The sequence below is a fragment of the Vibrio sp. 10N.261.52.C11 genome, from assembly GCF_041471405.1.
In the GTDB taxonomy this organism is placed as follows: Bacteria; Pseudomonadota; Gammaproteobacteria; order Enterobacterales; family Vibrionaceae; genus Vibrio; species Vibrio crassostreae_C.
In genome coordinates, this window is sequence record NZ_JBFROI010000014.1 from 182200 (window position 1) to 193527 (window position 11328).

An 11328-nucleotide genomic window follows, 5' to 3' on the forward strand; every position below is an offset into this window, starting at 1 on the left:
ACACGTGGAAGTTCGTCATGACTGGACAGTTGCTGAAGTAACAGCGCTGCTTGAAAAACCGTTTATGGATTTAATGTTTGAAGCTCAAGTGGTTCATAGACAGTACCAAGAGCACAACCACGTGCAGGTGAGTACGCTTCTATCGATTAAGACCGGTGCTTGTCCTGAAGACTGTAAGTATTGTCCTCAAAGTGCTCACTACCGAACGGATGTCGACAAAGAACGCCTAATGGAAGTAGAGCGTGTTTTGCATGCGGCGCAAAAAGCCAAGAACGCGGGCTCGACTCGTTTCTGTATGGGCGCGGCGTGGAAAAACCCGAAAGAACGCGATATGCCTCACTTGACTGATATGATCAAAGGTGTGAAAGGTATGGGTCTAGAAACCTGTATGACACTAGGCATGTTAACCCCTGATCAAGCTGGCGAGTTAGCGGATGCAGGCTTGGATTACTACAACCATAACCTTGATACGTCTCCCGAGTTTTACGGCAGCATCATCACCACTCGTACTTACCAAGATCGTTTAGATACGCTATCTCACGTACGTGATGCCGGTATGAAGATCTGTTCTGGTGGCATTATTGGTATGGGCGAAAGTACTAATGACCGTGCAGGCCTGCTGGTAGAGCTAGCGAACCTTCCGGTACACCCTGAGAGTGTGCCAATCAACATGCTCGTGAAAGTGAAAGGCACACCGATGGAAAACGTCGATGATGTTGAATCTTTTGACTTCATTAAGTTGATTGCGATTGCTCGTATCATGATGCCAATGTCAGCGGTTCGTCTATCTGCAGGTCGCGAGAATATGAATGAACAGATGCAGGCGATGTGCTTCATGGCTGGCGCGAACTCTATCTTCTACGGTTGTAAGCTACTGACTACGCCAAACCCAGATGAAGACACGGACATGCAGCTGTTTAAGAAGTTAGGCATCAACAGCCAACAAGTGGCTCAGAAGCCTGATGAAATTCAAGAAAACGAACTGTTAGATCAAGTAGTGGAGCGCGTTGCTGCTCGTCCAACGAAAGATGACATGTTCTACGATGCCACTGTTTAAATCCCGTATCAAAGATGCCCTTGTTCAACGCCGTGAGCAGGGGCTAACTCGTCAACTTAAAGTGCTCGAAAACAGTAATGGTCCTTTGCTTAATTGCGAAGGTTCTCGCTTTATTAATTTTTCGAGTAATGATTACCTAGGCTTGGCGAACGACCCTGAATTGGTGGAGGCGTGGCAAGCTGGGCTTTCCCTTTATGGTGCTGGCAGTGCGGCATCGCCATTGGTCACGGGTTTTAGTCCTGCTCATAGAAATTTAGAAGCTCAGCTGTGTGAATGGTTGGGCTTTGAACGTGCGATTCTCTTTAGTTCTGGTTTCAGTGCGAACCAAGCCTTGTTGTTTTCTCTGCTCGAAAAAGACGACTCTCTGCTGCAAGACAAGCTTAATCACGCCTCTTTGATGGAAGCGGGGATGCTTTCTCATGCAACCATGAAACGCTTTAAACACAACGACACGCAGCATCTAGAGTCTCTATTAAGCCGATCTCTACAATCCTTGGTCGTCACTGAGGGCGTATTCAGCATGGACGGCGATCAAGCGCCTCTCAGCCAGATATCTAACCTGACTCATCAATACGACAGTTGGTTGGCGGTTGATGATGCCCACGGTATCGGCGTATTAGGTGATAAAGGAGCTGGGAGTTGCAGTGCAGCACAAATCTCCCCCGATATTTTGGTGGTGACCTTTGGCAAAGCATTTGGCGTTTCTGGTGCTGCGATTCTTTGTTCGTCAGAAGTGGGTGATTACTTAACTCAGTTTGCTCGTCATCATGTGTACTCGACGGCGATGCCACCTTCACAAGCGGTGGCTTTATCTCATGCCTGTAAGATGACTCAAACTCAAGAGTGGCGCCGAGAAAAGCTGACTGAGTTAGGGTCTCTCTATGCAGAGCAGGTGAGCGGCTTGAAAGGCTTTGTGGATACTAAGACTCCGATTAAGCCATTTGTGATAGGTGAAGCACAAGCGGCATTATCAATAGCTGAAGAGTTAAAGCAAAACCAAGTTTGGGTGACCGCAATAAGGCCGCCAGCCATACCTGCTGGAACTGCTCGATTACGAATCACGTTAACAGCTAACCATAGCCCAAAACAGATTCTCCAGTTAACCAGGTCGTTGCATCAAGCCATTGAACGAAGCACTGAACCGGGTATCCATCCAAGCTTTGAATCAAATAAAGAGGCTCAGTAAATGTCACAAGAAGCAGTAGTGCATAATTACGTTGGCCAAGATAAGAGTGCGATTGCCGAAGCCTTTGGTAAAGCGGCAACAACCTATGACAAACACGCTGAATTTCAACGCGATGTTGGCCACCGATTACTGGATAAATTACCCAGCGATCTGTCAGGCTTTAAGGTGCTGGATCTAGGTTGTGGTACTGGCTATTTCTCCGAGCAACTTGTAAAACGAGGCGCCGAAGTGGTTTGCGCTGATCTTTCTGTTGGAATGCTAGCAACAGCAGAGAAGCGGTGTGGTGCATCTGTATCTTTATATCAACAAGCCGATGCCGAACAATTGCCGTTTGAAGATGGGTGCTTTGACATCGTTTTCTCTAGCCTTGCGTTGCAATGGTGTGACGATTTGTCGTCGCCTTTGAGAGAGATGAAGCGTGTTACAGCGGCTGGTGGGCGTGTTATTTTCTCAACTTTGCTTGATGGGTCGCTGTTTGAACTGAAAAAGTCGTGGTCCAAAATTGACGCACATCAACACGTTAACCATTTTATTACAATCAATAAGGTAAAAATTGCGTTAGCGCAATCTAGCTGTACCGTTCATCAACTAGACTTGCCCACCATCACCGTTTGGTACGACACTGCGTTTGAACTGATGCGCGACCTTAAAGGTATCGGCGCTAATCACGTAAGTGGTCGCTCACAAGGTTTAACAAGTCGTCGCATGTTGCAGCTTGTTGATCGGGAATATCGAGAGTTTAAGAACCATCAAGGTTTCTTACCAGCAACATATCAAGTTTGTTTAGGGGTTATTCAATTATGATTGATGCATTATTCATTGCAGGTACGGATACCGAAGTGGGAAAAACTGTGGTTTCAAAAGCGATTCTTCAAGCTTTGGCCGCACAAGATTTATCAACAATTGGTTACAAGCCAGTTGCTGCAGGGAGTGAAAAATCCCCTGAAGGACTACGTAATAGTGATGCACTGCATCTTCAAGAAGCGGCGACGCAAGATATTGCTTACGAAGACGTCAATCCATACGCGTTGTTGCTACCATCATCGCCTCACATCGCTGCTAAGCATGATGGTGTTGTAATTGATGAGGCGGTATTATCAGCGAAGCTAGAAGAGCATAAGAAAAACTCTGACATCGTGTTAGTTGAAGGTGCTGGTGGTTGGCGAGTCCCGGTTTCAGACGATGAATATCTTTCTAGCTGGGTTAAAAAAGAGCAACTGCCAGTGGTACTGACTGTGGGTATTAAACTTGGTTGTTTGAGCCACGCTCTATTAACGGCAGAAGCGATTCGTGCTGATGGCCTAAACCTAGTAGGTTGGGTCGCAAACCGTATCAATCCAGGTACTGAGCACTACGCAGATATTATTGCGATGCTTGAAGATAAGTTAGGTGCACCTAAGTTAGGTGAAATCCCTTACGTCCCAAAAGCGAAGTCTAAAAACATTGGTAAGTACATTGATGTGCAGCCTTTGCTTGCGCTTTAATTACCACGTTATGTACTAAATAAGAAAAGGGCTGCGATTGCAGCCCTTTTGCTATTTTAAGCCTTTAGACCTTGAGTTGATAAACAACCGGTCTTTTAATAAACAAGCTTAGAACTAATGTTCTTTAGTCAGTCCCATTAAAGCTTGCTGAGTTTCTGTGATTTTTGTCTGTGCCGTTTGCGGTGTTAGGATTCCAACCTGCTTTTTCGCTTCTTCTTCAGTAATCCCTAGGTGACAGCACAGTAAATCGATAGCCATTTGAGTGTTAGTACCTTCAACCATGATCCTTTCCTTTTTGTACATGGACTAGCCAATAAATCATCTGAAGTCACTGTAAACGGATTGTTATATCGACACCATACGACTTAGGTCTAATAGAGTGGATTTAATTCGGATATGGTCTCGTAATCAAATGTTGCAATTTAATGCTTAACCTTGTTTTCTTAATCTAAGACTATATGTATAAGTAAGTATAAGTCTTCAAGGTTGGAATCTATTGCTGTCTGCCTTGTCTATAACAATAAGTTTTATAAAAACAGCTTTCATGCGGAGATAAGTAATGAAGCGAGTAATGTTGTTCCTTGCAACTAACCTAGCGGTTGTATTGGTACTAAGTGTTGTTCTTAATGTTGTATACGCAGTTACAGGTATGCAACCCGGTAGCCTCTCAGGTTTATTGGTGATGGCTGCGGTATTTGGTTTTGGCGGCTCATTCATTTCATTAATGATGTCGAAGAAAATGGCGCTACGCTCGGTAGGCGGCATGGTCATTGAAAGCCCACGTAACGAAACAGAACATTGGTTGATGGAGACGGTAAGCCGTCAATCTCAACAAGTTGGTATTGGTATGCCAACAGTGGCGATCTACGACTCGCCAGACATCAACGCATTCGCGACAGGTGCTAAGCGTGACGATTCATTGGTAGCAGTATCAACAGGCCTGCTGCACAACATGACGCGTGATGAAGCTGAAGCAGTATTAGCGCATGAAGTGAGCCACATCGCGAACGGTGATATGGTGACCATGACGTTAATGCAAGGTGTAGTGAACACGTTCGTTATCTTCCTATCTCGTTTCATCGCCAACATTGTTGCGTCGAATGACAACGAAGAAGAGGGTGGCAGCAACATGATGGTGTACTTCGGTGTGTCTATGGTGTTGGAATTGGTATTTGGTTTCTTAGCAAGCTTCATTACGATGTGGTACAGCCGTCATCGTGAATTCCATGCCGATGCAGGTGCAGCGAACCTAGTAGGTAAAGAGAAGATGATTGCAGCGCTAGAGCGCCTAAAGGTGAGCCATGAGCCACAACTAGAAGGTTCTATGATGGCATTTGGTATCAACGGTAAGAAGTCTCTAACAGAGCTTCTAATGAGCCACCCGCCGCTAGACAAGCGTATTGCTTCTCTACGTAACATGTAATCGCTACGTATTCTTCAGTCGCTAATCGACAAGATACATTTGAAAGGCTTCCTTCGGGAGGTCTTTTTTGATCTTGGCGTTTAAGATAACAAGTGTTGAGACATGAAGTGCAGTTGTCGCTAGGTGATTAAATTGAATCAGTAGGAGACGAGTCGATCAATTGGAGAAGGCTTGGTGTTCTTATGTTGACGATTCTTGTGGCGATAGATTTAGTTCCACGCAATAAAAAGGCTTCCACATGGGAAGCCTTAGTCTATTCTGCGATTCGAAATTCGAATATTACAGCTTGTCAGTTAGCTCGATTGCTTGACCGATGTAGTTTGCTGGAGTCATCTCTTTCAGACGAACTTTCTCGTCTGCAGGAATCTCAAGACCATCGATGAATGCACGCATGCCTTCGCCATCTACACGTTTACCACGAGTTAGCTCTTTTAGCTTCTCGTATGGTTTTTCAATGCCGTAACGACGCATTACTGTTTGTACTGGTTCAGCCAATACTTCCCAGTTCTTGTCTAGTTCAGCAAGTAGCGCAGCGCGGTTAACTTCAAGCTTGCTAATACCTTTCAGAGTCGAAGTGTATGCAATGATTGCGTAGCCAACACCCACACCTAGGTTACGAAGAACCGTAGAGTCAGTAAGGTCACGCTGCCAGCGAGAAACTGGAAGTTTTTGTGCAAGGTGGCTGAATACTGCGTTCGCTAGACCAAGGTTGCCTTCAGAGTTTTCGAAGTCAATTGGGTTAACTTTATGCGGCATTGTCGAAGAACCGATTTCGCCAGCAATAGTCTTCTGCTTGAAGTGACCAAGAGCGATGTAGCCCCAAACGTCACGGTCGAAGTCTAGAAGGATAGTGTTGAAACGAGCAATTGCATCGAATAGCTCAGCGATGTAATCGTGAGGTTCGATTTGAGTTGTGTACGGGTTCCAAGTTACGCCAAGAGATTCAGTGATGAACTCTTCGCTAAACTGGTGCCATTCAACTTCTGGGTATGCAGAAAGGTGTGCGTTGTAGTTACCTACAGCACCGTTGATTTTCGCTAGGATCTCAACGTTTTCGATTTGCTTGTATTGACGTTCCATACGGTACGCAACGTTAGCCATCTCTTTACCCATAGTAGAAGGAGAAGCTGGCTGACCGTGTGTACGAGACAGTAATGGAATATCACGGTACTCGTTCGCAAGTGCTTTGATAGCATCAATTACGTTACGGATTTCTGGAAGAATCACTGTGTCACGAGCTTCTTTAAGCATAAGCGCGTGAGAGGTGTTGTTGATGTCTTCAGAAGTACATGCAAAGTGAATAAATTCGTTTACAGCGTGAAGTTCAGGAACGCCAGCAACTTTCTCTTTCAAGAAGTACTCAACCGCTTTAACGTCGTGGTTAGTCGTGCGCTCGATCTCTTTGATACGTAGAGCATCTTCTTCGCTGAAGTTAGCGGCTAGTTCATCAAGAAACTGGTTAGCTTCTGCACTGAACGCTGGTACTTCTTTGATTGCATCAGTTGTTGCAAGCTTTTGTAACCAACGAATTTCAACGATAGAGCGGTACTTTAGTAGTCCAAACTCACTAAAGATGCTGCGTAATGCAATAGTCTTACTTCCGTAACGGCCGTCTACTGGTGAAACAGCAGTCAATGCTGACAGTTCCATGGTGTTCTCCTGAATTGAGTTTTCTAAATTTTGAGAGGTTTATACCAGTAACAATCTCAATTGTCACGCACATTGCGCAATCGTTTGCGTGAGAGTTGTGTTGATACAAAAAACAAGCTCGCGACGAGGCGCGAGCTAATAAACTACATTCGAGCTAGTAGGATTTGAGCCTGCTCGATCATCTTCTTGCGACCGAAGATAAGATGGCGGCGTTTACCACCAACCTGGCGCCAAAGAACAGCGCTTCGAATTCCTGACAGAAGCAGTGCGCGAACTTTGTGCTGGCTCGATGTCTGTTGAAGTACCGCTGGCGTACCAGAAACCTGAATGCGAGGGCCGATAGGGCTGACGACATCAAGGTAGATACTTGCAAGGTTGCTGATCATTTGCTCGTCAAACAGATCAAAGTGTTCAGTTTGGCGCTCTGCAGTTTGAATGCGGTCACCAAGCTGAGACATAGAGTCGTTGCGAGAAGACAGCTTACGCTCAAGCGCCATCAAGCTGATGATGTAACGCGTGATATCGCTACCTGCTGGAGTACTATCGATACCTTTTACTAAGCACTCAAGGCCAAGCTTTAGGTTCGCTTCACGTCCAAATACGCCCACGGTGTTCGCCGGGTTGGTATTTAAAATAGCATTGAGTGAAGCTTCGAAGGCATCTTTATCACAATGGCCGTCTTTCGCTACTTGTTGAACCAAAGCCACAGCTTGGCAAATTCCGGCGAAAGCAATAGTACGGTCATAAAGTGTATTAGCCACGTAGTAACTCCTAGTTGTCTTCTATCGTTTGTTGTTCGTCGATTTGATTAGATGCGCTTTTCGATGATACCGCCACCAAGACAAACGTCGTCTAGGTAGAACACTGCCGATTGACCTGGGGTCACAGCAATCTGTGGCTCATCAAAAATAACCTTAATGTTCTCATCATCAATTGGGATGATTGTACAAGGAATATCTGTTTGACGGTAACGTGTTTTTACCGTGCATGTCATAACTTCAGTAATTGGTGTGCGATTTACCCAATGAAGTTGAGATGCGATCAAGCCTTCTGATTTCAGAAGAGGGTGGTCTTTACCTTGTACTGCGATAAGTACATTACGCTTAAGGTCTTTTTCACCAACAAACCATGGTTCTTCGTTACCGCCACCACCTTTAGTGCCGCCAATATGAAGGCCTTTACGCTGACCTAGCGTGTGGTACATCAAACCTTGGTGTTGACCAATTACTTGGCCTTCTGGCGTCTCAATGTTACCCGGTTGTGCTGGTAGGTATTTGCCTAGGAACTCAGTGAACTTGCGCTCACCGATAAAGCAGATGCCTGTTGAATCTTTCTTCTTAGCTGTGATCAAGTCTTGCTCTTCAGCAATACGTCGCACTTCTGGCTTCTCTAATTCACCGACAGGGAATAGGCTGCGTGCCACTTGATCTGAGCTTAGCGTGTATAGGAAATAACTTTGGTCTTTGTTGCTGTCTAGACCGCGTAGCATTTCTGGTTTTACGCCAGCATCAAGCTCTTCTTGAGTTGGGAAAGTACGACGAACGTAGTGACCCATCGCAATGTAGTCTGCGTCTAGCACTTCATCCGCAAACTCTAAGAATGCTTTAAATTTGATTTCTTTGTTACAAAGAATATCTGGGTTAGGTGTACGACCTGCTTTGTACTCTTCAAGGAAGTATTCGAATACGTTGTCCCAGTATTCTGCAGCAAAGTTGATAGTGTGAAGGTGGATACCTAGTTTGTCACATACCGCTTGAGCATCAGCAAGATCTTCAGCTGCCGTGCAGTATTCTTCGTTATCGTCTTCTTCCCAGTTTTTCATGAAAAGGCCTTCTACCTGATAGCCTTGTTGCTGAAGAAGATACGCCGATACTGACGAATCTACACCGCCGGACATACCGACAATTACTTTCTTTTCGCTGTTTCCAGAGCTGATATCTGACATGTCTAAACACCGTTACTATTACTTGGTCGCAGATTCTAACAGAAAGAGAAACGCCGTGACAGATCCGAGACCGGAATCACAGTTTCATTTGCACAAATAGTGCGCTGACTTTGTTAGAGAATCGCATGAGAGCGAGGTGAGTCGCTAGGATGTCAGAAGTATATGTGGCATAGTCGCTCGAAATCCAAGACCTGAGATAAAAAAATGTCTGAACAAAATGAATTTATGCAAGAAGAAGAACTGATTGAGATCATCGAGAACCAGCTAGAAGATGGCGAACCCGTGAAAGTGAAAGAGACGTTGATGCGTTTAATGATGACGGGCACTCCACGTGAAGAAGCAATTGCGGCTATGGCATGTGCACTGGCAATTGAAGTATTTGACGTTATGAAAAACGGCGCGGAGTTTAATCAAAAACGTTACGCAGAGCATTTAGGCATGCTGCCTGATTTAAGCTTTATGGAAGGCGAATAAAAAAAACCTTCAGCAAACGTTTGCTATAGTTTGAAAGATTGCCGCGTTAAATATAGCGCGGTAGAATCCGCCACCTATTTCCCCTTGACTTAGACTAGCCCTATGAAATTCCCTGGACAACGTAAATCAAAGCACTACTTTCCGGTTCACGCTCGTGATCCTCTAGTGAGCCAAGCTCAAAGCAGTAAAAGAATGTCACGCACTCATATTATCGGTATTGACCAAACATTGGTGGATATTGAAGCAAAGGTGAGTTCTGAACTTATTGAGAAGTATGGTTTGAGCAAGGGACATTCACTGGTTATTGGCGACGCAGCCGCTGAATCTTTATATCAAGAATTAAAAGAGCAGTGCCTGATTACCAATGAATACGCTGGTGGCACAATTGGTAACACATTACACAATTACTCAGTATTGGCGGATGACCGTTCAACACTGCTTGGTGTAATGAGCCAAGATATTAAGATTGGTAGTTACGGTTACCGCTATTTATGTAATACATCAAGCAGAATGGATCTGAACCATTTACAAGGGGTAGATGGCGCAATTGGTCGCTGCTTTGCATTAATTACAGAAGACGGTGAACGTACTTTCGCAATTAGCGAAGGACAAATGAACCAATTAAAACCAGAAAGCATTCCTGAAAAAATCTTCAAAAGTGCTTCTGCTTTAGTTTTAACGGCTTATTTAGTTCGCTGTAAGCCAGGCGACCCGATGCCTGAAGCAACAATGAAAGCGATCGAATACGCGAAGAAATACGATGTGCCAGTCGTTCTTACACTAGGTACTAAGTTCGTTATTCAAGATGATCCAGAATTCTGGAAAGATTTCCTTGAGCAACACGTAACGGTTGTTGCAATGAATGAAGACGAAGCTGAAGCGTTAACGGGTGAAAGCGATCCACTGGCTGCATCAGATAAAGCGCTAGACTGGGTAGACCTTGTTCTATGTACTGCGGGACCTGTTGGCCTATTTATGGCTGGTTATACAGAAGATGCAGCTAAGCGTGAAACGTCACTGCCTTTACTTCCAGGTTCAATTGCGGAATTCAACCGTTTTGAATTTAGCCGTCCTGCGCATAAAGATTTATGTGAAAACCCAACTAAAGTGTATTCGCACATTGCGCCATACATGGGTGGACCAGAAAAGATCAAAAATACCAATGGTGCAGGTGATGCTGCGTTATCAGCTTTATTACATGATATGGCTGCTAATAAGTACCACAAAGAAAACGTGCCAAACTCAAGTAAACACCAACATTCATTCTTGACGTACTCTTCGTTCTCACAAGTTTGTAAATATTCTAACCGTGCTAGCTATGAAGTGTTGGTTCAACACTCTCCACGTTTATCTCGTGGCCTTCCTGAAAGAGAAGATAGCCTAGAAGAAGCGTACTGGGAAAGATAAGTTACTTTCTTTAATCAGTAGTACTATCAGTATCAGTTGGTTTCTAATACTGATAGTACAAATATAAAAAAGGCTCCGAAAGGAGCCTTTTTTGTTTCTGAATATATTGAAGTCGTAAATAATACTTGGGTCGACTTAAATATTAATTCTATCGCTTAGCGTGTAATTGATTACTCACTAAGTAAACTAAATGTTTAGATAGCAAACTCTTCTAGAGATTTACCAGCATCTAGCTGTTCTTGGATAGCTGAAGGCGTACGGCCTTGACCTGTCCAAGTCTTCTCGTCGCCGTTTGCGTCTACGTATTTGTATTTCGCTGGGCGAGGAGCGCGTTTAGCTTTTGTTGTTTTAGATTTTGCTTCACCAGAAAGTGCAGCAATAAGATCGGCAACATCAATTCCGTCTTTTGCAATTTGTTCAGCAATAGCAGAAAGCTTAGCTTCTTGCTCTGCTTTAGCAGCACGCTCTTCAGCTTCAGACTCTTGACGCTCTTGTACAACAATAGTCAGCTTGTCTAGCGCTTCTTCAAGTTGCTCAAGAGTTAATTCACGTGAGAACGCACGAAGGCTGCGGATATTTAATAGAGTTTTTGTTAATTCAGACATGATATTTTCCATCAAGGTAAACTAAATAATCTTCCTAATAATAAACAGAGCCTAGGAATAAAACAAATAGTATTTCTTCTATTACATATTTAAATAT

12 protein-coding genes are annotated in these 11328 nt (G+C 44.3%); 7 read left to right on the top strand and 5 right to left on the bottom strand.

The window, feature by feature from the left end; translation table 11 throughout:
- Positions 1-4 precede the first annotated feature (4 nt).
- Genes bioB through bioD form a run of 4 tightly spaced genes read left to right on the top strand, consistent with a single transcriptional unit; the run spans position 5 to position 3727 of the window.
- A complete protein-coding gene (gene bioB, locus AB4323_RS06170; protein ID WP_136974658.1) occupies positions 5-1057 on the top strand; it encodes a biotin synthase BioB in 1053 nt (350 codons plus the stop codon).
- The gene (gene bioF, locus AB4323_RS06175; RefSeq protein ID WP_372151933.1) at positions 1044-2243 is read left to right on the top strand and encodes an 8-amino-7-oxononanoate synthase; all 1200 of its coding nucleotides are present in this window, start codon (positions 1044-1046) and stop codon (positions 2241-2243) included. Before bioB ends, bioF begins: the two co-directional genes overlap by 14 nt.
- On the top strand, positions 2244-3047 hold the full coding sequence (gene bioC / locus AB4323_RS06180; RefSeq protein ID WP_017060254.1) for a malonyl-ACP O-methyltransferase BioC: 804 nt from the start codon (positions 2244-2246) through the stop codon (positions 3045-3047). It begins immediately after the preceding gene.
- On the top strand, positions 3044-3727 hold the full coding sequence (gene bioD, locus AB4323_RS06185; RefSeq protein ID WP_017060255.1) for a dethiobiotin synthase: 684 nt from the start codon (positions 3044-3046) through the stop codon (positions 3725-3727). Before bioC ends, bioD begins: the two co-directional genes overlap by 4 nt.
- Before the next feature lie 114 nt (positions 3728-3841).
- On the opposite strand, the gene AB4323_RS06190 is transcribed toward bioD, so the two are convergent.
- A complete protein-coding gene (locus tag AB4323_RS06190; RefSeq protein ID WP_017060256.1) occupies positions 3842-4009 on the bottom strand; it encodes a hypothetical protein in 168 nt (55 codons plus the stop codon).
- A 277-nt stretch (positions 4010-4286) separates the two neighbouring features.
- Between AB4323_RS06190 and htpX the strand changes: the two genes are divergently transcribed.
- The gene (htpX, locus tag AB4323_RS06195; protein WP_029235495.1) at positions 4287-5150 is read left to right on the top strand and encodes a protease HtpX; all 864 of its coding nucleotides are present in this window, start codon (positions 4287-4289) and stop codon (positions 5148-5150) included.
- A gap of 279 nt (positions 5151-5429) precedes the next feature.
- Here htpX and purB read toward each other — a convergent pair whose 3' ends face one another.
- The 3 genes from purB to mnmA form a co-directional block, all read right to left on the bottom strand.
- On the bottom strand, positions 5430-6800 hold the full coding sequence (gene purB / locus AB4323_RS06200) for an adenylosuccinate lyase (protein ID WP_372146714.1): 1371 nt from the start codon (positions 6798-6800) through the stop codon (positions 5430-5432).
- A 143-nt stretch (positions 6801-6943) separates the two neighbouring features.
- Positions 6944-7561, bottom strand: a complete 618-nt coding sequence (gene hflD / locus AB4323_RS06205; RefSeq protein ID WP_019822494.1) for a high frequency lysogenization protein HflD — start codon at positions 7559-7561, stop codon at positions 6944-6946.
- A gap of 47 nt (positions 7562-7608) precedes the next feature.
- Positions 7609-8745, bottom strand: coding sequence for a tRNA 2-thiouridine(34) synthase MnmA (mnmA, locus tag AB4323_RS06210; protein WP_048609389.1), 1137 nt, complete (start codon positions 8743-8745; stop codon positions 7609-7611).
- A gap of 204 nt (positions 8746-8949) precedes the next feature.
- Between mnmA and AB4323_RS06215 the strand changes: the two genes are divergently transcribed.
- Together AB4323_RS06215 and AB4323_RS06220 are read left to right on the top strand one after the other, a co-directional pair.
- A complete protein-coding gene (locus AB4323_RS06215) occupies positions 8950-9219 on the top strand; it encodes a hypothetical protein (protein ID WP_010439986.1) in 270 nt (89 codons plus the stop codon).
- 102 nt (positions 9220-9321) lie between these two features.
- On the top strand, positions 9322-10626 hold the full coding sequence (locus AB4323_RS06220) for an inosine/guanosine kinase (RefSeq protein ID WP_017060261.1): 1305 nt from the start codon (positions 9322-9324) through the stop codon (positions 10624-10626).
- A gap of 194 nt (positions 10627-10820) precedes the next feature.
- Here the strand turns inward: AB4323_RS06220 and AB4323_RS06225 are convergent, their stop codons facing one another.
- The gene (locus tag AB4323_RS06225) at positions 10821-11231 is read right to left on the bottom strand and encodes an H-NS family nucleoid-associated regulatory protein (protein ID WP_017060262.1); all 411 of its coding nucleotides are present in this window, start codon (positions 11229-11231) and stop codon (positions 10821-10823) included.
- Positions 11232-11328: the final 97 nt, after the last annotated feature.

What these genes read in the sequence shown, in the direction of transcription:
- mnmA (WP_048609389.1), bottom strand. Translation starts at nt 8,745, where the DNA reads ATGTCAGATATCAGCTCTGGAAACAGCGAAAAGAAAGTAATTGTCGGT.
- AB4323_RS06220 (WP_017060261.1), top strand. Translation starts at nt 9,322, where the DNA reads ATGAAATTCCCTGGACAACGTAAATCAAAGCACTACTTTCCGGTTCAC.
- AB4323_RS06190 (WP_017060256.1), bottom strand. Translation starts at nt 4,009, where the DNA reads ATGGTTGAAGGTACTAACACTCAAATGGCTATCGATTTACTGTGCTGT.
- AB4323_RS06225 (WP_017060262.1), bottom strand. Translation starts at nt 11,231, where the DNA reads ATGTCTGAATTAACAAAAACTCTATTAAATATCCGCAGCCTTCGTGCG.
- htpX (WP_029235495.1), top strand. Translation starts at nt 4,287, where the DNA reads ATGAAGCGAGTAATGTTGTTCCTTGCAACTAACCTAGCGGTTGTATTG.
- bioC (WP_017060254.1), top strand. Translation starts at nt 2,244, where the DNA reads ATGTCACAAGAAGCAGTAGTGCATAATTACGTTGGCCAAGATAAGAGT.
- AB4323_RS06215 (WP_010439986.1), top strand. Translation starts at nt 8,950, where the DNA reads ATGTCTGAACAAAATGAATTTATGCAAGAAGAAGAACTGATTGAGATC.
- purB (WP_372146714.1), bottom strand. Translation starts at nt 6,800, where the DNA reads ATGGAACTGTCAGCATTGACTGCTGTTTCACCAGTAGACGGCCGTTAC.
- bioD (WP_017060255.1), top strand. Translation starts at nt 3,044, where the DNA reads ATGATTGATGCATTATTCATTGCAGGTACGGATACCGAAGTGGGAAAA.
- bioF (WP_372151933.1), top strand. Translation starts at nt 1,044, where the DNA reads ATGCCACTGTTTAAATCCCGTATCAAAGATGCCCTTGTTCAACGCCGT.